21 protein-coding genes and 1 rRNA gene are annotated in these 22,400 nt (G+C 43.2%); 1 reads left to right on the plus strand and 21 read right to left on the minus strand.

Features of this window, described 5'->3' with window-relative positions; translation table 11 throughout:
- Positions 1–2 precede the first annotated feature (2 nt).
- The 5 genes from gatC to HB912_RS12540 all read right to left on the minus strand — a co-directional run bounded on the left by gatC (position 3) and on the right by HB912_RS12540 (position 6,492).
- The gene (gene gatC / locus HB912_RS12520; RefSeq protein WP_036072330.1) at positions 3–296 is read right to left on the minus strand and encodes an Asp-tRNA(Asn)/Glu-tRNA(Gln) amidotransferase subunit GatC; all 294 of its coding nucleotides are present in this window, start codon (positions 294–296) and stop codon (positions 3–5) included.
- A gap of 125 nt (positions 297–421) precedes the next feature.
- Positions 422–1,540, minus strand: coding sequence for a CamS family sex pheromone protein (locus HB912_RS12525; protein WP_185375051.1), 1,119 nt, complete (start codon positions 1,538–1,540; stop codon positions 422–424).
- A 3-nt stretch (positions 1,541–1,543) separates the two neighbouring features.
- Complete coding sequence (gene ligA / locus HB912_RS12530) at positions 1,544–3,553, minus strand: NAD-dependent DNA ligase LigA (protein WP_185375053.1); 2,010 nt, start codon at positions 3,551–3,553, stop codon at positions 1,544–1,546.
- A 23-nt stretch (positions 3,554–3,576) separates the two neighbouring features.
- Positions 3,577–5,772 (minus strand): DNA helicase PcrA, encoded by a 2,196-nt coding sequence (gene pcrA, locus HB912_RS12535; protein WP_036072261.1) that lies wholly within the window; start codon positions 5,770–5,772, stop codon positions 3,577–3,579.
- A gap of 54 nt (positions 5,773–5,826) precedes the next feature.
- Positions 5,827–6,492, minus strand: coding sequence for a geranylgeranylglyceryl/heptaprenylglyceryl phosphate synthase (locus HB912_RS12540; RefSeq protein WP_185375055.1), 666 nt, complete (start codon positions 6,490–6,492; stop codon positions 5,827–5,829).
- 190 nt (positions 6,493–6,682) lie between these two features.
- Here HB912_RS12540 and HB912_RS12545 point away from each other — a divergent pair, with 190 nt between their 5' ends.
- Complete coding sequence (locus HB912_RS12545; RefSeq protein WP_185375057.1) at positions 6,683–8,026, plus strand: sodium-dependent transporter; 1,344 nt, start codon at positions 6,683–6,685, stop codon at positions 8,024–8,026.
- 46 nt (positions 8,027–8,072) lie between these two features.
- On the opposite strand, the gene HB912_RS12550 is transcribed toward HB912_RS12545, so the two are convergent.
- The 16 genes from HB912_RS12550 to rrf form a co-directional block, all read right to left on the minus strand.
- The gene (locus HB912_RS12550; RefSeq protein WP_185375095.1) at positions 8,073–8,327 is read right to left on the minus strand and encodes a hypothetical protein; all 255 of its coding nucleotides are present in this window, start codon (positions 8,325–8,327) and stop codon (positions 8,073–8,075) included.
- Between the two features lie 14 nt (positions 8,328–8,341).
- Positions 8,342–8,641, minus strand: a complete 300-nt coding sequence (locus tag HB912_RS12555) for a YerC/YecD family TrpR-related protein (RefSeq protein ID WP_036072253.1) — start codon at positions 8,639–8,641, stop codon at positions 8,342–8,344.
- 124 nt (positions 8,642–8,765) lie between these two features.
- Complete coding sequence (gene purD, locus HB912_RS12560) at positions 8,766–10,025, minus strand: phosphoribosylamine--glycine ligase (RefSeq protein WP_185375059.1); 1,260 nt, start codon at positions 10,023–10,025, stop codon at positions 8,766–8,768.
- A 16-nt stretch (positions 10,026–10,041) separates the two neighbouring features.
- Complete coding sequence (purH, locus tag HB912_RS12565) at positions 10,042–11,571, minus strand: bifunctional phosphoribosylaminoimidazolecarboxamide formyltransferase/IMP cyclohydrolase (protein ID WP_185375061.1); 1,530 nt, start codon at positions 11,569–11,571, stop codon at positions 10,042–10,044.
- On the minus strand, positions 11,552–12,139 hold the full coding sequence (gene purN, locus HB912_RS12570; protein WP_185375064.1) for a phosphoribosylglycinamide formyltransferase: 588 nt from the start codon (positions 12,137–12,139) through the stop codon (positions 11,552–11,554). Before purN ends, purH begins: the two co-directional genes overlap by 20 nt.
- A complete protein-coding gene (gene purM / locus HB912_RS12575) occupies positions 12,136–13,176 on the minus strand; it encodes a phosphoribosylformylglycinamidine cyclo-ligase (RefSeq protein ID WP_185375066.1) in 1,041 nt (346 codons plus the stop codon). The genes purN and purM overlap by 4 nt, the downstream gene beginning before the upstream one ends.
- 14 nt (positions 13,177–13,190) lie before the next feature.
- Entirely contained in the window at positions 13,191–14,627 is a 1,437-nt protein-coding gene (gene purF, locus HB912_RS12580; protein ID WP_036072243.1) for an amidophosphoribosyltransferase, read from the minus strand.
- A complete protein-coding gene (purL, locus tag HB912_RS12585; RefSeq protein WP_185375068.1) occupies positions 14,612–16,831 on the minus strand; it encodes a phosphoribosylformylglycinamidine synthase subunit PurL in 2,220 nt (739 codons plus the stop codon). The genes purF and purL overlap by 16 nt, the downstream gene beginning before the upstream one ends.
- Positions 16,818–17,507: a phosphoribosylformylglycinamidine synthase subunit PurQ gene (gene purQ, locus HB912_RS12590; protein WP_185375070.1), complete on the minus strand. Its 690-nt coding sequence runs from the start codon at positions 17,505–17,507 to the stop codon at positions 16,818–16,820. Before purQ ends, purL begins: the two co-directional genes overlap by 14 nt.
- A 2-nt stretch (positions 17,508–17,509) precedes the next feature.
- Positions 17,510–17,755, minus strand: coding sequence for a phosphoribosylformylglycinamidine synthase subunit PurS (gene purS / locus HB912_RS12595; protein WP_185375072.1), 246 nt, complete (start codon positions 17,753–17,755; stop codon positions 17,510–17,512).
- Positions 17,748–18,467 (minus strand): phosphoribosylaminoimidazolesuccinocarboxamide synthase, encoded by a 720-nt coding sequence (gene purC / locus HB912_RS12600; protein ID WP_185375074.1) that lies wholly within the window; start codon positions 18,465–18,467, stop codon positions 17,748–17,750. The genes purS and purC overlap by 8 nt, the downstream gene beginning before the upstream one ends.
- Positions 18,468–18,525: 58 nt before the next feature.
- Positions 18,526–19,818: an adenylosuccinate lyase gene (gene purB / locus HB912_RS12605; protein ID WP_185375076.1), complete on the minus strand. Its 1,293-nt coding sequence runs from the start codon at positions 19,816–19,818 to the stop codon at positions 18,526–18,528.
- 18 nt (positions 19,819–19,836) lie between these two features.
- Entirely contained in the window at positions 19,837–20,961 is a 1,125-nt protein-coding gene (gene purK, locus HB912_RS12610; RefSeq protein WP_185375077.1) for a 5-(carboxyamino)imidazole ribonucleotide synthase, read from the minus strand.
- Complete coding sequence (gene purE, locus HB912_RS12615; protein ID WP_036072236.1) at positions 20,954–21,442, minus strand: 5-(carboxyamino)imidazole ribonucleotide mutase; 489 nt, start codon at positions 21,440–21,442, stop codon at positions 20,954–20,956. Before purE ends, purK begins: the two co-directional genes overlap by 8 nt.
- Positions 21,443–21,641: 199 nt before the next feature.
- Positions 21,642–22,199 (minus strand): DUF2179 domain-containing protein, encoded by a 558-nt coding sequence (locus HB912_RS12620; RefSeq protein ID WP_185375079.1) that lies wholly within the window; start codon positions 22,197–22,199, stop codon positions 21,642–21,644.
- Between the two features lie 127 nt (positions 22,200–22,326).
- Positions 22,327–22,400, minus strand: a 5S ribosomal RNA gene (gene rrf, locus HB912_RS13420); the annotation flags it as partial.

A 22,400-nucleotide genomic window follows, 5' to 3' on the forward strand; every position in this document is an offset into this window, starting at 1 on the left:
ATTTACTCTTCAATAATCGTTGGTACCTTAAACATACCATCTTGCGTATCAGGAGCATTGCGTAAAACCTTCTCACGTTTCAATCCCGGTTTCGCCACATCTTCGCGCAACACATTCGAGACTTCAATCGCATGTGAAGTTGGTTCCACGTTTTGCGTATCGAGTTCATTTAATTTTTCAACCATTTCAATGATTTTATCAAGTTGCGTGGCAAAAGCCCCCGCTTCCTCGTTAGAAACTTCTAGTTTCGCCAAATTTGCGACCTTCAAAACCTCGTCTTCAGAAATATTTGTCAAGATGCCATCCTCCTTTTCCAGTTTTTCCACCAATGCTAAAATTATATCATAAACTACTCCCACTTGCGATACGAAAAACGGCAAACAAAAACTGACTAGCGTTAGCTAGCCAGTTTTAAATCCATTTAGTCATAAATATGCGCCGTTGCTGCTTTATCACTTGGACTTCTAGTAATTAAAGCGGCTGGGCCATCCGTTGTAGAGATATTAATTTGAATCTCAGCGCTACCTGGTAAATGTTTACCAACAAGATCTGTAATGTACTGTGTGAAACCAATAATTTCAGCTTGTCCGTAAAATTGTAATGGAATATCAATATCAAGCTCCGCCATTTCCCCATTTTCATAGCGTGCACGACCAACTACCCCAGTAAAGTTTGGATAGTAAGACTCAATATCAGCTTTAAAGTTTAAGAAACTGTCATTGTCCGTCTTATGGTCGCTATTTGCTTCAGTTGAAGGAAGCACATAGTTCTTTTCTTTGATCGTTTTAAAGTTCGATAAGCTTGCACCATCAGCCGTTGCATATGCCATATAGTTTCCTGGCGCTACGGCATCACGTTTACCTTGTTTATAGATCGCGATTGTGACCGGAACATTCTCAAGTCCCTTCGTTTTACGAATCCGCTCTAACACAGTTTGTGCCATTCTCTGACCTTGTTCAAGTAAAACAGAATCACTAATCCCTTGCTCAAATGTATCTCCATATTTTTCTTTTTGGTAATAATCAACCGAGTTCATTGCAAGCGCAATAGAAACCCCACCAAGCGAGACACTATCACTATCTGTTTGTTTCAAATAATCTTGCTCTAAGATATGAGCTAAATAAATCGGATTTCGATCATCCCCGTAGCCATTGTCAACAGGATTTAGCCCTTCTTTGTTTTTATCACTTTTTCTACCAAGCCAAGAAGTAAGTGTTTCTTTGTCAAGATATTGTCCTTCTTGGAAAAGATATTCATCCGGCGAATATTCTTCCTGCGAAACGCGCATCAATCCTGTTTCCAGTTGATTAATGTCATAACGTGAATAAATATTCGAAACAACAAGACCTCGGGACTTACTTGCTTTATAAGGTAGCACCGTCTTGTAGTAATTGGACGAAATCTGGTTTTTCGTCATAATCCCAGTTTCGCTTTTTTTCTTATCGCCTTTTTGCACGACCTCTTCATCTGAAGAAAGCTTCGGCGCACATCCTGCCAAAACGAGCAGTAAACTTGCGATGACTATTAAAAGTTTTTTCATTGATTAAATTTCACCCTCATCCGGTAAGTATTCCATAAGGTCTAGTTCCGACCAGACAGGAATGCCAAGTTCCTCTGCTTTTGTAAGCTTCGAACCTGCATCACTACCTGCAACAACAACATCCGTTTTCTTACTAACACTTCCTGAAACGTTCCCACCAAGTTTTTCAATTAGCGCTTTCGCATCATTTCGTGTCATTTGTTCCAATTTCCCTGTTAAAACAACCGTTTTCCCAGCAAATACCAAATCTTCTTCTGGAATATCTTCACGTCTTGGTCCTGTGTACGTCATATTCACACCAGCTCTTCTAAGTTCAGAAAGCAGTGCGTGGACTTCTTCATTTTCAAAATAAGTCACAATACTATCTGCCATCTTCTCGCCAATATCTGCCGTTTCCGTGAGCGTTTCTTTATCTGCCGCACGAAGAGCATCCATTGTTTCAAATTTCAGCGCAAGCGTCCTAGCAGCTTTTTCACCGACATGACGAATCCCCAGTCCAAATAAAAGTCTTTCCAACGAATTCGATTTACTATTTTCAATCGAGTTCAACAAATTCGAAACTGATTTTTCTCCCATTCTTTCTAATTCTAACAGTTTTTCCTTCGATAGGAAATATAAATCTGCAACATCGTGAATCAATTCATGTGAAAACAGCTGCACCACAACCTTTTCACCAAGCCCATCAATGTTCATGGCATTCCTTGAAACAAAGTGAATCAATTCTTCTTTGATTTGAGCAGGACACTTCGGATTGATGCAACGAAGTGCGACTTCTTCTTCCAGTCGAACCAGTTCACTCCCGCAAGTCGGACAAGTTTCTGGCATGTGGAAAGTGACTTCATTCCCCGTACGTTTTTCTGGAATGCTTCGAATGATCTCTGGGATGATGTCGCCTGCTTTTTTCACAACAACCGTGTCTCCAACACGAATATCTCGTTCATGAATCAAATCTTCGTTGTGAAGCGAAGCTCGGCTAACCGTCGTTCCCGCAAGCTGAACCGGATCTAGAACCGCAGTTGGCGTAACCACTCCCGTGCGCCCAACATTCAACTCAATTCCTTCGAGTTTTGTTTCCACTTCTTCTGCAGGAAACTTGTAGGCGATCGACCAGCGCGGTGTCTTAATGCGCGCTCCCATCTCTTCTTGTTGCGCAAGGTCATTTAGTTTAATTACAATTCCGTCAATGTCATAATCGAGTGTCTCACGTTTTTGTGTCCACTCCTCAATATACTGAAAGACTTCATCCATCGTCTTACAAACTCGGCGTTCCTTATTTGTTCGAAGCCCCAGTTCCGTTAACTTATCAAGTCCATCACTATGACGCGAAACTCCCATCTCACCAAAATCAGCTACCGCATAAAGAAAAATATCTAAATTCCGCGATGCTGCAATTTTTGTGTCAAGCTGTCTGAGTGACCCAGCAGCCGCATTTCGCGGGTTAGCAAATTGTGGAAGTCCGTCTTCTTCACGTTTTTCATTCAACTTCACAAAAGAACGCTTCGGCATATATGCTTCACCACGCACCTCAATAGAAAAGGGCTGTTTAAGCTTCATTGGAATCGAGCGAATCGTCCGTAAGTTAGCCGTAATATCTTCGCCAACAGACCCATCTCCCCGTGTTGCCCCGCGGTGATAACGTCCATCTTCATAAGCAAGAGAAACTGCGAGCCCATCAATTTTGAGCTCACACATGTATTCACGATCTTCCCCCACTTTTTCACGAATCCGCCGGTCAAAATCAAGCAAATCTTGTTCATTAAATGCATTCGCCAAGCTCAGCATAGGAATTTTGTGCTCTACCTTTTCAAAGCCTTCCAAAACTTCGCCACCAACACGCATAGAAGGCGAGTCGTTCGTAACCCAATCTGGATGTTTTTCTTCAATCTGCAATAATTCCTGCATTAACTTATCATATTCCGCATCTTCAACTGTAGGATTATCCATCACATAATACTCGTAGCTATATTCATCCAAAGTACGAATGATATCTTCATAGCGTTTTTTTTCATTCATTTTCAAGGTCCACCCATTTCTTACTAGACTTTTTCGATCGGCGCGAATTCAGCAAGTAGCCGTTTAATACCCACTGGACTTTCAAAAGCAATATCTAACTCCATATTGCTTCCCTCGCCTTTTACGCTAACAACCGTTCCTGTCCCCCATTTTTTGTGCTTCGCTTTATCCCCGACGTTCCAGCCAAGTTGAGCCGCACCAGAGCTCTTATAAACAGAAGTTGTTCGTTTCTCGGGTGTTCGTTTAAATGGAACTTCCTTCAACCGATTTTCATGACCCATTTCAAGTAAATCTTGTGGGATCTCCCCAATAAAGCGGGATTCTGAATTTGCCGTACTTCGTCCAAACAACATCCGTGAGTAAGCACTCGTCAGATAAAGTTCCTCTTCAGCACGTGTAATCCCCACATATGCCAGTCGTCTTTCTTCTTCCATTTCGTCTTCTTCAAATAGCGCACGAGAATGCGGGAAGATGCCTTCTTCCATTCCCACTAAAAAGACAACTGGGAACTCTAGCCCCTTTGCCGAGTGGAGCGTCATAAGCGTAACAGCCCCGCTATTTTCATCTTCTGCATTATCTAGTTGATCGACATCCGCTACAAGAGCCAAATCCGTCAAGAACGCGATCAGCGATTTGTCTTCGCTTTCCTTCTCGAAGTTTTGTGTGACCGACATAAATTCATCAATATTTTCGAGTCGCGTTTGCGCTTCAATCGTTCGTTCATTCTTAAGCATTGTCCGGTAACCCGTTTTTTCAAGAACCTCTTCAACAAGTTCTGTCACAGACAAATAATCTTGCATCTTCGTAAATCCTTTAACAAGATCATAAAATTCGACTAATTGTTTGCTGATTTTAGCTGAAAGCCCAGCAAGTTCAATTCGTTCGAGCACTTCAAAATAAGTTAAATCATAAGCCGCAGCCGTTTGTGCAATCTTATCAAGCGATCCAGCACCGACACCGCGTTTTGGTACATTGACAATCCGTGTCAAACTAATATCATCATCATTATTCGAAATCAAGCGCAAATACGCTAAAATATCCTTAATTTCCTTACGATCATAGAACTTTGTTCCACCGACCATCGTATATGCCATGCTTGATTTCATGAAAAATTCTTCCATTACCCGCGACTGCGCATTTGTCCTATAAAGGACTGCAAAGTCAGAAAGTGGGCGAGATTCATTTTGAACCTCTTCTTGAATCTTACTAACCACATACGAGGCTTCTTCTTTTTCCGTTAACGCCTTATGGTAAAAAATCTTCTTGCCTTCTTGATTTTTCGTCCACAATTTTTTTGGTTTTCGGTTTCCATTATTTTCAATCACTCGATTGGCCGCTTCTAAAATCCGCTGCGTTGAGCGATAGTTTTCCTCTAGCAAAATCGTTTTCGCGTCTGGATAATCCTTTTCAAACGAAAGGATATTAGAAATATCCGCACCACGCCAGCCGTAAATGGACTGATCCGAATCCCCAACCACGCAAATATTTTGCAGCCGCTCAGCAAGCATCTTCACAAGCAAATACTGCGCATGGTTCGTATCTTGATACTCATCGACATGGATATACTGAAACTTACGTCCATAATAATCAAGCACTTCCGGAATCCGTTCAAATAACTGAATCGTCACCATGATCAAATCATCAAAATCAAGTGCCTGATTTTTCTTAAGTTTCTTCTCGTAAGCTTCATAAACCTCGGCTACCATATTGTCGTAATAGCCACTTGCTTCTTTCTTGTATTCTTTAGCCGTCATCAATTCATTTTTAGCATTGCTGATCGAAGCAAGAATCCCACGCGGCTCAAATTTTTTCGCATCAATATTCTTATCCTTCAAAATCCCTTTAATGACCGATAACTGGTCGCCACTATCCAAAATAGTAAAATTTCGTTCATAACCAATCCGGTCAATATCACGACGTAAAATCCGCACGCACATGGAGTGGAACGTTGAAATCCAAATTGATTCTGCAACTCCGCCAAGAAGGCCAACAATCCGCGCTTTCATTTCCCGCGCCGCTTTATTCGTAAACGTAATCGCCAAAATATTATAAGGATTAACTTCCTTTTCCTTGATCAAATAAGCAATCCGGTGCGTTAAAACCCGTGTTTTCCCACTTCCAGCGCCAGCCATAATCAAAAGTGGGCCTTCCGTCGTTTCAACCGCCCTTTTTTGTTCCGGATTGAGCCCCGCTACTAACTGTTCACTTTCCAATTGCATCTTTTCCACCACCATACAAACATTTGTTCTTTATTTTATCATATTTCCATTCATTTACCTAGTGATTTCTGCCGTTTTCAAAGCCTCACTAAAATTTTCATAAATCAAATTTCCAACCACGATCACATCCGCAAATTCTGCCATTGACCGTGCCTCATGAACCGAACGAATTCCGCCCCCATACCATAACTCCGTTCCGAGCAACTTACCCTTCACATGCCGCACCAGAGAAACATCGCCGAGTTTCCCGCTATATTCTAAATAAAACACCGGTAATTGCAAGAAACGCTCCGCGAGTTCAGCGTATGCTGCCACATCTTCCTTCGAAAGCTCCGTGTCCGCCTTTGTCAACTTAGCCACCTTCGCTTCGCCGTTTAAAACAAGATACCCTACTGGCTTAATCTGCTTAAACGGCACATGCGGTGAAAACCGTTTGAGTGCCTTACTAAACTGCCCAACAACCCAATTGCTATCCGGAGAATTTAAAACGAGTGGAACCAAAAATCGATCCGCAAATGGGAGCACCATTTCCTCGCTACTTAACTCAAGAAAAAGCGCTTTATCCGTTTCCATAAAGCGTTCATAACAAAAAGCCGCATTTTCAGCCGTTACAAGATCCGTACCACCAATGATAAAACCATCCGTATCACTTCTCAGTAAAGCCTCGACCTCTGGATCCGTAAGAACTTTCGCAGGATCGATTTTAAAAAAATGTCTCATTCTGGAAATTCTCCTTCACCTTTCAGTCATCAATAATTTATTATAGCATTTGTTTCCACCATCTTCACCCTTTCCAACAACAATTTAACTTTTTTTGTACTTTTTTAAAGTTTTTAAAAAAATCCTTTTCTTACTTTTCATTTTTTGGTATCATAAAACTTATACTTTAACTAGATAAAGGAGGAATAGTATGGAAAAAAGGGAAACATGGGGTTCCAAACTCGGATTTATATTAGCTTCTGCCGGCTCGGCGATAGGGATTGGAGCGATCTGGAAACTTCCGTATGTAGCCGCTACAGCAGGAGGAGGCTCCTTTTTTATCCTCTTCCTTCTGCTAACGGTCTTGATTGTCTTGCCTGTCTTAATTGCAGAATTTATTATTGGACGAAGTTCGAAAGCAGATGCCATTACAGCCTATAAAAAATTAGCGCCCGGAACCAAATGGAACTGGCTTGGAAAAATGGGTATTGCCGGAGCAAGCATCTTGTTTTCTTTTTATAGTGTCATAGGAGGCTGGATTATTACTTACCTGATTAAAGCCCTCTCGCTTTCACTAAACGGCCTTTCCCAACCGGAATTGCTCGAAGAATTCGGAAAAACGACTGCGAATCCTTATATCTCCATTCTCGCAACATTCGCTTTCATCGCACTCAATGTATTCGTTATTCGCCGTGGCATTGTCTCCGGCATTGAAAAAATGAATAAATTCATGATGCCTGCACTATTCATTTTATTCGTTATCTTAATCATTCGTTCCTTGACTCTTGACGGAGCGATGGCAGGCGTTCAATTTTTCTTAAAACCTGATTTTAGCGCCATTACCGGTAGCACCGTTTTAATCGCACTTGGACAAGCCTTCTTCTCCTTAAGCGTTGGTCTATCCGTTATGGTGACATATAGTTCATACTTAAACCGGTCTGTTAGCTTACCACAGTCAGCCGCATCCGTTGCCTTACTGAACCTTTTCGTCTCACTTCTAGCAGGACTTGCCATTTTTCCAGCAAGCTTTGCACTAGACATCAAACCAGACGCTGGACCCGGACTTTTATTTGTGATTCTCCCTTCCATTTTCAGTCATCTACCGTTCGGAACCTTTTTCTTCATCGTCTTTTTATTTTTGTTCCTGTTTGCAGCCCTTACATCCAGCTTCTCGCTTCTCGAAGTAACCGTGGCGCCACTTATGGCACAAGGAACATCGCGCAAGAAAGCGAGCACCATGACAGGCCTTGTCATTATGCTCCTTGCCATTCCGTCAGCCCTTAGCTTCGGCGTATTTGCTAACATCCACATTTTCGGGCTAACCTTTTTTGACCTTGCCGACTATCTTGTTTCAAATCTTTTACTTCCCATCGGAGCCTTATTAATCGCAATCTTTGTTGGCTTCAGAATGCCACGGAAGCTATTAGTAGAAGAGTTCCAAGCCGGAAGCAAAATCAGCTACAAAATCTTCATCGTTTGGCTTTTTCTCATCAAATTTATCGCCCCAATCGGCATTATTTTTGTCTTTCTCTACGCAACAGGCATCCTCAAATAACAAAAAAGGTTCTGAAACGAAATTCGTTTCAGAACCTTTTTCAAATTCAAAGTGCCATCACAATTAAACTTGTAAGACAAATGGCGAATCCCGAAAGACCAATTGATGTCCCTACAAAACTTTTCGCACGTAAATTTATAAAGGAAATAGCCAAAAAGCCGATAATAAAGACCCAGTGCCACAGCACACTAAAAGTTAGCGGCTCGCGCATCATCACCATATTCCCGATCATAAAAAGAGCAGCGATGCCTAAAAGAGTAGCAATCAAGATTCGTAAGCCTCGAAATGGTTTCTGTTCCAAAAAAAGCCTCCCTGTTACTTTTCGTCTTCTTTCATGCGTTCAAAAACTTTGCCGTACATGTCATTTCCGTAATTAAGCGAACGTTTCACACGGGAAATAGTCGCCGTACTCGCTCCTGTTTCCGCTTCAATCACATTATATGTCTTTCCTTCCGAAAGCATCTTCGCTACTTGAAAACGTTGCGCCATTGACTGAATTTCATTAACCGTACAAACATCATCAAAAAAGGCATAGCACTCTTCAAGCGTCTCCAGTTTCAAAACTCCTTGAAAAAACGCATCCAGACCTTCCCCTCGAATTTTCTCTATTTGCATACGAAAACCTCCGTTTTTAGTGTTTATACTCTATACTTTCATATTTTAACGTACCAACGTGTAAAAAACAATTGTTTCGCAAAAAAGAGAGACCCAGCCAACCCGCTAAATCTCTCTTTTCATCTTACTCTGCCTTCGAACCAATGTCAATTCGGTAAAAGAAGTTAGGATTATCTAATTTTTTCATTTCATCATACAAAGCTTGCCTTGCTTCTTGCATCGAGTCCGCTTCCGTCTCAAGCAAGAGAATTCTTCCGCCAGCAGAAACAAGCACTTCATCTTGCCATTTCGTTCCCGCATGATAAACCCGAACAGTTTCAGTTAAATGTTCTAGCCCAGTAAGCTCGTGTCCTGTCTCATAATGATCTGGGTAGCCAGCACTTGCAAGCACAATGCCGAGCGTAACGCCTGATTTTTTGAAACGAACATCCGGTTTTTCATCATGAAGCAGTTTTTGAATCACTTCCGCAAAATCACTTTCCAGACGTGGCAATACCACTTGCGTTTCCGGATCTCCAAAACGCGCATTGAATTCAATCACCTTTGGTCCCGCATTTGTTGCGATCAGTCCAGCATAAAGCACCCCACGAAAAGCTCGCCCTTCTGCTACAAGTCCTCGTGCAGCTGGTTTTAAAATTTCTTCCACAGCTTTTTTCACCAACTGCTCAGAAATTTGCGGTACAGGTGAGTAAGCGCCCATTCCACCCGTATTTGGACCTTTATCTCCATCATAGGCCCGCTTGTGGTCTTGCGCGATTTCCATCGGATAGACTTCTTCGCCATTCACAAAAGCCATGAGCGAAAATTCCTCCCCTTCAAGGAACTCCTCCAAAATAACCTTTTCCGCGGCTGAGCCAAATTTATCTTCAAGCATCATTTCTTTTAGTGCGAGCGTAGCCTCTTCAAGCGACATCGCAACTGCTACCCCTTTTCCAGCAGCTAGCCCATCCGCTTTAATGACAATTGGTGCCCCTTTTTCATCCAGATAAGCCTTCGCCGAATCATAGTCCGTAAAAGTCTTAGAAGCCGCCGTCTCAATCTGATATTTTTTCATAAACGATTTTGCAAAATCTTTGCTTCCTTCAATCAAAGCTGCTTCTTTTCGTGGACCGAAAGCCTTTAAACCAGCTGCCTCAAAATCATCTACGACCCCTAACAAAAGAGGCACTTCTGGGCCCACAATCGAAAAATCAATGCGTTCCGCTTTTGCAAAGGCAATCAAATTTTCCGAGTCTGTTTCTGGAACTTTCACACACTGAATCCCGTCTGCTTCTATTCCCGCATTTCCCGGCGCACAAAAAACCGTTTCTACTCGATCAGATTCCAGCAACTTTTTAGCAACCGCATGCTCCCGGCCGCCGCCTCCAATAACCAAGACTTTCATCTTTGACACACCTTTCTTAGTGTTTAAAATGCCGTACCTTCGTTTTTATCATCGCAAGACCATGTTTGTTCGCCATATCAATCGAATCTTGATCTTTAATCGAACCTCCCGGCTGAATAATCGCCCGAATGCCCGCTCTCCAAGCTGCCTCTACCGTATCATTCATTGGGAAAAACGCATCACTCGCAAGAACCGCACCATTTGCCTTTTCGCCTGCTTGACGAAAGGCAATCTCTGCCGCACCAATTCGGTTCATTTGCCCCGCACCAATTCCAAATGTCATCTCTGCATTTCCAACGACAATCGCATTCGATTTCACATGCTTTACAATCTTCCACTGAAATAAAAGCGCCTTAAGCTCTTCATCCGTAGGTACGCGATCTGTCATCACTTCATAGCTCTTACTCTCTTCAAGAAACGTATCACTATCTTGAATGAGCAAACCACCTCGAACAGACGTCACGTCATGATAACGCGCGCCACTTGAAATTTCAAGCTCTAGCAACCGAATATTTTTCTTTTTCGTTAAAATCTCCAGAGCTTCCTTAGTAAAACTTGGAGCAATCACAATCTCAAGAAAAATTTCACTCATCTTAAGAGCCGCTTCTCGGTTCACTTCCCGGTTCAAAGCGATAATCCCTCCGAAAATAGACGTTTCATCCGCTTCGAAAGCCTTTTGAAAAGCTTCCTCCACTGAATTTCCCGTTCCAACACCACAAGGATTCATGTGTTTCACCGCCACTGCAACTGGTTGCTCGAACTCAGATACGATCTTAAGCGCCGCATCCGCATCCCGAATATTGTTATACGAAAGCGCCTTGCCATGAAGTTGCTTTGCCCTTGCAAGACTTGCTGTACCCGCAAGCAGTTCCGCATAAAATGCCGCTTGTTGATGCGGGTTCTCCCCGTAACGCATCTCACTTTGCAAATTATAAGTAAGCGTCAACTTTTCAGGAAATGCTTCGCCTGAAAGCTCCGTCAAATATCCCGCAATCAGCGCATCATACTGAGCCGTATGGCGAAAAACTTTCGCCGCAAGCTTTTCTCGTGTTTCCCGCTTCGTTTCGCCCGCTTCATTTAGCTCTGCAAGCACCGTCCCGTAATCCGCCGAATCCACAAGCACAGTCACCGCTGCATAGTTTTTAGCTGCCGAACGAAGCAACGATGGTCCGCCAATATCAATATTTTCAATAGCTTCTTCCAAAGTTGCCCCTTGCCTTGCGATCGTTTCCTGAAACGGATATAAATTCACACAAACCAAATCAATCGGCTTTATCCCATGCTCAGCCGCTTGTGCCTTATGTTCCGAAAGATCTCGCCTAAACAGCAATCCGCCATGGATCGCCGGGTGTAGCGTCTTCACACGTCCATCTAACATCTCTGGAAACGCCGTCACCTCTTCAATTCCTACAACAGGGAGCCCCGCCTCAAGAAGTACTTTTTTCGTTCCGCCCGTCGAAATAAGTTCAAATTGATGCGAAACGAGCTCCCGAGCAAAATCAACAATCCCCGTTTTATCTGACACGCTAATCAATGCTCTTTTCATTTCTTTTCTTCGACTCCTTTTGCATCATTTTTTTCACAACCGCTGGATAAAAACGATGTTCGACCTGATGAATCCGTTCTTCAAGTTGCGCCTTACTTTCACAAGAGACGATCTCAATTTTTTCCTGCGCGATCACAGCACCCGTATCCATCCCGGCATCAACGAAATGCGCCGTCACCCCCGTCACACTCTCCCGAGCAGAAAGCGCCTGACCAATCGCATCTTTCCCCGGAAATAGCGGCAAAAGAGACGGATGAAGATTAATAATTCGGTTTGGAAAAGCCTCAAGGAGCGTTTCCCCAAGAAGCCGCATATAGCCCGCAAGCACAATAAAATCCACCTCATATCTAAGGAGCTCTTCCAAGATCACTTTTTCGCAAGAAGCTTTGTTCAAAAAGTCGCTTGCCGAAAACACAAAACGAGGCAACTCAAATTGATCCGCCCGTTCGAGCACCCGAGCTCCCGGCTTATCACACACAAGTAGCTTTACCGCCGGTCGAATCACACTGTCTTCCATCAATGCTTCAAAATTCGATCCACTTCCCGAAGCAAAAATAGCTATCTTCATTTTTCCTCACCTGAAACGAGTCGAACCGCTTCCTTCTCGCGTTTCACAACAGAACCAATCCGGTAAGCCGATTCCCCAAGTAAAGCCAAAACTTCATCCTGCACATCCGCTGGGACAGCTAGCACAAGCCCAATTCCCATATTGAAAATCTCAAACATTTCAAGTTCATCCAAATCCCCTAGCGCCTTCATATGTTTAAAAATCGGTAAAACAGGCCAGCTTCCAAGCTCTACTTCCGCTGCCAAATCCGCATCAAGCATCCGTGGCAAATTCTCAACAAAGCCTCCGCCTGTAATATGTGAAATCCCGTGGACCGGATACTTCTTTAAGACGTTAAGGACCGGCTTTACATAAATCCGCGTTGGTTCAAGAAGCTCCTCCCCAAGTTTCCTGCCAAAATCCTCAACAAACGTATCGAGAGAAAAATCATGATCTTTGAAATACAGCTTACGCACAAGCGAATAACCATTGCTATGTATCCCGCTTGAAGAAAGCCCAATCAAAACATCCCCAGCTTTCACCGCGCCAGGTGCAATCAAACGCTCTTTCTCACAAGCCCCAACCGTAAAACCTGCCAAATCGTATTCATCTGGCGCGTACATATCAGGCATTTCAGCCGTTTCCCCGCCAACAAGAGCACAGCCCGCTTCCATGCAGCCAGCCGCAACTCCCTTTACAATTTGTTCCATCTTAAGCGGCGATGTTTTCCCCGTCGCAATATAGTCTAGGAAAAAAAGCGGTTCCGCACCTTGCGCTAAAATATCATTCACACACATCGCCACACAGTCGATTCCAATCGTGTCATGCTTATCCGCTTCAATCGCAAGCAAGAGCTTCGTTCCAACCCCGTCCGTACCAGAAACAAGAACCGGTTCCTTGAGGGCAAGCGAACTAAGATCAAACATACCGCCAAAAGACCCTAGTGCGCCCATTACACCACGTCGCTTCGTTTGCTCCACATGCTTTTCAATCCGCCGAACCACTTCATACCCAGCTTCTACATCCACGCCTGCTTTACTATACGCATTTTCCGCCACAGTATTTCCTCCTTCTACAATCCGTTTTTTTGCGCCTCAAGACTTGCTAAGTATTCCGCCTCATAGTCATAAAGTGGCGTCGGATAATCCCCATTGAAATAAGCCATGCAAAGCCCGCCATAAGGCTCATCCGGATAAGGCCTACCAATCGCATCAATCAAGCCATCCTCGCTTAAATACTGCAACGAATCCGCACCGATAATCCGGCAAATTTCATCCACACTATAATTCGCCGCAATCAGTTCATTTCGCGTTTGAATATCAATCCCATAAAAACAAGGAAACGCAAGCGGTGGCGAAGCAATCCGCACATGCACTTCAAGCGCCCCAGCTTCCCGGAGCAAATTCACAATTCGCTTACTTGTCGTGCCGCGTACAATTGAGTCGTCAATCATCACAACCCGCTTCCCTTCGACAACCCCACGCACTGCCGAAAGCTTCATCCGAACGCCTTGTTCACGCAGTTCCTGAGAAGGCTGAATAAAAGTCCTCGCCACATATCGATTTTTGATTAATCCAAGCTCATAAGGAAGACCTGCTTCTTCCGCGTACCCGATGGCAGCAGAAATGCTTGAATCTGGAACCCCCGTCACCACATCCGCATCTACAAAAGCCTCCCTAGCAAGCTGTTTCCCACTTCTCTTCCGTGCCGAATGTACATTGATTCCCGCAATATCTGAATCCGGACGAGCAAAATAAATATATTCCATGCTACAAATCGAATGCTTAATATCCTTTGTAAATGAATCAATATGCAATCCATCATCATCCACTACAATCAACTCACCAGGCTCCACATCCCGAACAAACTCTGCCCCAACCGTTTCGAATGCACACGTTTCAGAAGCAATCACATAACTATCCCCAATCCGTCCAATCGAAAGCGGTCGGAAACCATTTGGATCAAGTGCTGCGATCATCGCATTTTCCGTGAGTAGCATATAAGCAAAGCCGCCTTTAACCTTGCGGAGAGCGACCTTTAAATCTTGCATAAAGTCTCCTGTCCGGCTTCGCTTCATGAGATGCGCTAACACTTCTGTATCTGAACTCGTTTGAAAAATGGCGCCTTCACTTTCTAGTTCCTTCCGAAGCGTCTTCGCATTAATCAAATTCCCATTATGCGCAAGAGCAAGTGAAGAATCTTGAAAATGAAACAAAAACGGCTGAACATTTCCAAGGCTTTTTCCGCCAGCTGTTGCATAGCGCACGTGGCCAATTGCGCCACTTCCTGGTAAACCTTCCAGTTCCCCATGTTTAAATACATCTGCTAGCAAACCTAAGTTGCGGTGCCCGCGTAACACTTTGCCGTCTGTTGCAACAATTCCCGCACCTTCTTGCCCGCGATGTTGTAAACTGTGTAAGCCATAATACGTAATTTCAGCAGCTTGCGGGTGATTCCAGACGCCAAAAATTCCACATTCTTCATTTAAACCCTTTATTTCAGCAAGCATGAAAGCGCCCCTTCCCAAATGGTCCGAAGTGACTCAGTTTCTTTTTCTAGCACATCTTCTCCGCTTTTAATAACCAAGCGACCATTTTCCGTTACCGTTCCAATTTCGCGTGCTATAAGCCCTTCAACATGCCGCATAAAAGACTCCCGGTTTTCCTGCTTCACCGATACAAGAAAGCGTGATTGCGATTCACTAAAGAGCTCAGTAAGTGAAAACGGAATCTCGACATCCGCTCCGAAATCTCCTGCAAAACAAGCTTCAGCAAGAGCAACAGCAAGTCCACCTTCTGCAAGATCGTGCGCACTCGCAACCGTTCCCGCTTGAATCGCCGCAAGAAGCGCCGATTGTGTTTTTTGTTCGACTTGAAGATCAAGCTCCGGTGCACGCCCACTGATTTTTCCCTCCAAAAGTTTTTGCAGTTCTGAACCATTAAATTCAGCTTTTGTTTCTCCAATCAGGAAAATAAGATCTCCAGTCGCCTTAAAGTGCTGCGTTGTGATATCTTTTGTTTGTTCAATTACCCCAACCATCCCGATTACAGGCGTTGGATAAATACCTGTTCCATCTGTTTCATTATAAAGCGAGACATTACCAGAAATAACAGGCGTGTTAAGAGAACGACAAGCCTCACTGATTCCGTCTGCCGCTTTTTCAATTTCCCAAAAAATTTCAGGTTTTTCCGGATTTCCAAAATTCAGCCCATCCGTAATGGCAAGTGGCTTTGCTCCACTACAAACAATATTTCGTGCTGCCTCAGCAACAGCGATCGCTCCACCCACTTTAGGATCAAGATACAAATAGCGCGAGTTACAATCCGTCGTCATCGCAATGGCTTTATCCGTTCCTCGCACGCGAATCACTGCCGCGTCAGACCCCGGTGCAACCGCCGTGCTCGTTCGCACTTGATAATCATACTGCTCATAAATGTGACGTTTACTTGCAATCGTTGGGGAAGCAAGGAGTTTTTCAAACACAAGTCCATGATCGGCGATGCGCGGCGCAAATGGCGTTTCATTTTGAAAAGCTTGGAAGCGTGCAGGTTCTTTAGATGGCTTCTCGTAAACAGGCGCATCCTCAGCCAGCGCATCTACTGGTACATTTGCAACCACTTCACCTTGATGAATGATTTTATACATCTTATCATTCGTCACATGGCCAATCGTTACCGCATGCAAACCATAACGTTCGAACAAAGCTTGAATTTCTGCTTCATGACCCTTTTTCACACAAAGCAACATCCGCTCTTGTGATTCAGAAAGTAACATTTCATAAGCAGTCATCCCTGTTTCTCGTTGCGGGACATCATCCATCACAAGTTCAAGCCCTGCTCCCGCTTTTGAAGCCATCTCTGAGCTTGAACTAACAAGACCCGCAGCTCCCATATCCTGGATACCAACCAAAATATCTGCATGCTGCTCAATCACTTCAAGGCAAGCTTCAAGCAGCAGCTTCTCCATAAACGGATCCCCCACTTGCACCGCCGAACGTTGTTGCTCGCCTTCTTCACTGAACTCAACAGAAGCAAACGTTGCGCCGTGAATCCCATCTCGACCTGTCTTTGCACCCACATACATGACGGGATTCCCATCACCGGCCGCTTGTCCTTTTTGGATATCTTCTTGCTTAATTAGCCCTACACACATCGCATTTACTAGAGGATTCTTCTCATAGCAAGCATCAAACTGCACCTCGCCACCAACAGTTGGAATCCCAATTGAATTCCCGTAACCAGCGATCCCCGAAACAACTTCACTCACTAAGTACTTCGTATGCGACTTCGTCAGCTCACCAAAACGGAGCGAATTTAGCATAGCAATCGGGCGAGCCCCCATCGAGAACACGTCGCGAATAATTCCGCCAACCCCCGTAGCAGCACCTTGATAAGGTTCGACATATGAAGGGTGATTGTGGCTTTCCACTTTGAAAGCTACGCCAAGCCCGTCGCCAATGTCTACAATCCCAGCCCCTTCCCCAGGACCTTGAAGCACCTGTTTCCCTTCCGTAGGGAATTTCTTTAAAACAGGCTTCGAATTCTTATAGCTACAATGCTCCGACCACATAACAGAAAACAAGCCCGTTTCCGTATAGTTGGGCTTTCTTCCAAGAATGGACACAATGAGCTCATACTCGTTATCTGTTAGCCCCATCTCAAGATACACTTTGTTCGCTTCAATTTGAATCGCTGTAGGTTCATTTGCTTGCACTTTGATAAGCCTCCTTAAAAGAACTCAAAATCGATTGAAACAATTTAATCCCATCCGTTCCACCGACCAGTTCCTCGACTGCCCGTTCCGGATGGGGCATCATCCCTAAAACATTTCCCGCCGCATTCACAATCCCAGCAATATCACCCGTACTTCCATTTGGATTCTCATTTATATAGCGGAACACAATTTGATGATTCCTTTCTAGTTCTTGATACGTCTCCGGATCACAATAGTAATTCCCTTCCCCGTGCGCAACCGGAATCCTAATTTCCTGATGCGGCTCATATCCACTTGTAAAGATGGTATTCGTATTCTCAACTCGAAGCGGCACCGTTTTACAAACAAAATGCAAGTTATCATTTCGAAGAAGCGCACCCGGCAGAAGACCAACTTCTGTTAGAATCTGGAATCCATTACAAACGCCAAGTACAGGTTTCCCATCACTCGCAAAACGAAGCACTTCTGGCATAATATTTGCAAACTTAGCAATCGCTCCCGTCCGCAAGTAATCGCCATAAGAAAAACCGCCAGGAAGAAGAACCGCATCAAAACCATCTAGCGAAGTCTCAGCATGCCAAACAAATTCTGCTTCTTCTCCGAGCACATCGCGAATAGCATGCAGCATATCAATATCACAATTTGAGCCTGGAAACTGAATCACCGCAAATTTCATCTTCAAGCCTCCTCGATTTCATAGCGATAATCTTCCATCACTGGATTAGTTAGCAATTTATCACAAAGTTCGTCCAATAATTCATGAATGTCCCGCTCTGATTTTTCTACCTTTAGTTCCATGTACTTTCCGATTCGTACATCATTCACAGCATCATACCCCACACTTTTAGCAGCATCTTTGACTGCCGTTCCTTGTGGATCAAGCACACTTTTCTTTAAAGTCACATAAATTTTAACATTATACATTTCTTGCAACCTCCTCTAGGCGAGCTAAGATTTCATCATAAACTGTAATTAAATTCCCAATATTCCGACGAAAAACATCCTTATCCAGCTTTTCGTTTGTTTCCACATCCCAAAGTCTGCAAGTGTCTGGTGAAATTTCATCTGAAAGCAAAATGTTCCCATCCTTCGTCCGACCAAATTCCACTTTAAAGTCAACCAAGGTAACACCCGCTTTTTTAAAAAGTTCGGTGAGCGCTGCATTAATTCGTCTCGCTTCTTGCTTCAAAATCTCCACTTCCCGATTTGTAGCCACTTCTAAAAACAAAACATGATCATCATTGATAAATGGATCATTTAGCGCATCCTCTTTGTAATAAAACTCCACAATTGGCTGTTCAATTAGTTCTCCTTCTGATTTGCCGAGCCGCTTTGCAAGGCTTCCAGCAAGAACGTTCCGAACGACTACTTCAAGGGGAATAATCTCCACTTCTTGAACAAGCTGTTCAGTTTCTGAAATTTCTTCAATAAAATGACTGTCAATTCCTTTTGCCTTCAGATAACGAAAAATAAGCGAAGTGATTTGATTATTGCGTCTTCCTTTTCCTGCAAAAATCTCTCGTCGTTCGCCGTTTAATGCCGTTGCATCATCTTTATATGCCACACGCAAAACACCCGCTTCTGGGGTCTTATACAATTTTTTTGCCTTGCCTTCATAAATCAACTCGTCTTTCACGCTATAACGCTCCTTTTTTATTGAAAGTAGCGTGCCCGCAAAATGCGGGCATGCTCTGTTAAAGCCCTAAACGGTTAAAAATCATATCAACATTTTTCAAATGATAATTATAATCGAAGCAATCGGCAATTTCTTCTGCCGAAAGTAAGGAAGTAATTTTCGGTTCACTTTCCACCAGTTCCCTAAACGGTGTGTGCGTTTCCCAAGCTTCCATCGCTTTCGGTTGAACGGTGTCATACGCTTCTTCACGTGCCATCCCTTTATCAATTAAAGCAAGTAGAACGCGTTGTGAATATATCAGTCCAAGTGTAGCATCCATATTTCGTTTCATATTTTCTGGGAATACCGTCAAGTTTTGAACAATCGAGCCAAAGCGGTTTAAAATATAATCCAGTAAAATCGTCGCATCTGGCAAAATGATTCGTTCTGCTGAACTGTGTGAAATATCGCGTTCATGCCAGAGTGGTACATTTTCGTAAGCTGTCACCATGTGCCCACGGATCACACGTGCGAGTCCCGTCACATTCTCAGAGCCAATTGGATTTCGCTTATGTGGCATTGCAGAAGAACCTTTCTGTCCCTTCGCAAAAGCCTCTTCTACTTCACGTACTTCACTTTTCTGTAAACCGCGAACTTCCACCGCAAATTTTTCAATCGAAGTCGCAATCAGTGCTAAAGTCGCGACATATTCTGCATGACGATCACGTTGTAATGTTTGTGTTGAAATAGGCGCAGGTGTTGTACCAAGTTTCCGGCAAACATATTCTTCAACAGCAGGATCAATATTCGCATACGTCCCAACAGCTCCAGAAAGCTTTCCAAATTCAACTCCTTTTGCAGCATGGTTAAATCGTTCCAAATTACGCTTCATTTCTTCATGCCATAAAGCCAATTTCAAGCCAAAAGTAGTCGGTTCTGCGTGAACACCATGTGTCCGTCCCATCATCACCGTATATTTATGCTCTTTAGCTTTTTCTGCAAGAATTTGGATAAAAGCTTCCATATCTTTGCGCAAAATCTGATTAGCTTGCTTGAGTACGTAAGAGTTAGCCGTATCCACCACATCTGTTGACGTTAAACCATAATGGACCCATTTTCGTTCTTCACCAAGCGATTCAGAAACTGCTCTTGTAAAAGCCACTACATCATGACGAGTTTCTTGCTCAATTTCCTTAATTCGCTTGACATCAAACGTTGCGTGTTCACGAATTTTAGCAACATCTTCTTTTGGAATAACACCAAGCTCTGCCCAAGCTTCACAAGCCAAAATTTCAACTTCAAGCCAAGCTTTAAATCGATTTTCCTCCGTCCAAATTTCGCCCATTTCTTTCCTCGTATAGCGTTCTATCATTCGTTTTTGTTCCTCCACTTAGTCCCAAATTTGTGTTTCTTTTAAATCTTGTAATACCGCATCTGTATCATTTGTAAGAATCGTAATATGCCCCATCTTGCGATCACGTTTTACTTCTTTTTTTCCATAATAATGGACAAACCAGCGCGCATAACTTCCCATAGCCTTGTTAACGCCTTCCACATGTTGCCCCAAAATATTTACCATCACAGCGGGTTTCAAAAGTTCTGGCTTTAAAAGTGGCAAGCCTACAATTGCTCGGATGTGTTGCGCAAACTGCGAAATCGAACAAGCTTCAATCGTATAGTGCCCCGAATTATGCGGACGCGGTGCTAGTTCGTTTACATATAATGCACCCGATTTTGTCACGAACATTTCTACGGCAAGCACACCTTCTAAGTGTAAGTACTCGGCGAGTTTCTCAGCAATCGCATGTGCTTCCTCGTCTCCATCTTGATTAATTTTTGCAGGTACAACAGAGGTATGCAAAATGTTATTCACATGAACATTTTCACTGACAGGGAAAGTTTCTACCTGTCCAGCCCCATTTCGCGCCACAACAATTGAAATTTCTTTTTCAAAAGGAATAAAGGCTTCAAGGACACATGATCCATAACGAAGAAGCGGAAGAGCTGCTTCAATATCACTTTCCTCACGCAAAACAAATTGACCTTTTCCATCATAGCCACCTCGAGCCGTCTTCAAAATGGCTGGGTAACCGATCCCCTTGATTTTTTCCCGAATATCTTCTTCGTCGACAACAACCGCATAGGGGGCAATGTTAATATTACATGATTCTAAATATGCTTTTTCAAGAATTCGATCCTGTGTAATGGATAAAAGTTCTGTCCCTTGTGGAACCCAAACAATTTTTTCAATATCCGCAAGCGCATCATAATCAACATTTTCAAATTCGTATGTCACAACATCTGCATGAGTCGCTAGATCACGAAGTGCTCTCCGGTCATCATATTCCGCAACAATCTGTTCGTCGCTAACTTGACCTGCTGGACTGTCAACGGTCGGATCTAACACGATAATTCGATATCCCATCGCCTTAGCAGACAATGCCATCATTCGGCCTAGTTGACCACCACCGATAATCCCAATCGTGCTATTTGGAAGTAAATGTTTTTTACTCAAGACTATCACTACTTTCCTGTACATTTTCTTCTAGTGTAGCACGTCTTTTCGCTAATCTGCCAGTAATAGTTCCATTAGAAATTGATAAGATTTGAGCGGCAAGCAATCCGGCATTCGTAGCTCCTGATTCCCCGATTGCAACGGTCGCAACAGGAACACCTCCAGGCATCTGTACAATCGAAAGAAGAGAATCTAGACCATTTAATGCTTTCGACTGAACAGGAACGCCAATCACCGGTAGTGTCGTTTTCGCTGCAACCATCCCAGGAAGATGGGCAGCACCTCCAGCACCAGCAATAATCACCTTAATTCCTCTCTCTCGAGCTGTTTCAGCATATTGAAACATCATATCTGGTGTACGATGTGCGGAAACCACCTTTTTTTCATAAGGAATTTCTAGTTCATCCAATATCAGACAAGCTTTTTTCATTGTTTCCCAATCTGAGGTACTTCCCATGATAACACCAATTTCAGCAGACATTAGCTGCTCATCTCCTCTTCATCTGAACTAAACGCCGATAACAATTTCATTCTAACAATAGCACGCTAAAAAGTCAATTTAAAAATCGAACATTTTTATAACTTAAAACACGAACGTTCGTATTTATTGGTGTTTTTTGAAATTTACATACCAAAAAGCGGACAAGAAATAAGAAATTTCTTGCCCGCTCCATTTATTATTATTCGTTTTCTTGATTTTTCTTGGCTTGAAGTCTTCTAACATGCCTAACCCAAAAGCCACCGTGAATTTGTTTAGGTTCTGACGAAACAATAAAGGCCTTTTCATCAATTGCAATAATTTGTTTATACAGTTTATGTTCATACTTTCGTGGTGTTAAAATTTCAAGCATCATTCGTTCACCATCACGTCCGTTTGCTAGCCAACTGGTTACTCCGTATCCCTTTTCACGAATTTGATTTGGTAAATCTAAATTATATTCTTTAGTAATCACATTAACAGTGATATACCCAAGGGCGAGTCTTTCTTCAATCTTCATCCCGATAAATAGTCCGACACCATAACCTACTGCATAAGCAATGACATTGGCAATATTATTTAAATTATTAAGGACTAAACTTAGAGCAACAACATAAATGATCATTTCGAGCATACTAACAAAAGCAGCTAAATACCTATACCCTTTCATTGTTAGCAAAAGTCGCACAGTTGAAATTGCAACATATAAAATATTGACTATAAAAATGGTGATAACGACACCTACTGCTCCTTCTAGCATGACGACACAACCTTCTATTCAAATAAATTTTTTAGTGTTCTCTAATATTATTCCATTTAATAGCGACACTCAAACATAAACGAGTATATGAAAAAAGAATCCGGAAATAAATCCAGATTCTTTACTTGCCCGGCGGCGACCTACTCTCACAGGGGGAAGCCCCCAACTACCATCGGCGCGGAGAAGCTTAACTACCGTGTT

The organism is Listeria aquatica (genome assembly GCF_014223975.1).
GTDB lineage: Bacteria > Bacillota > Bacilli > Lactobacillales > Listeriaceae > Listeria > Listeria aquatica.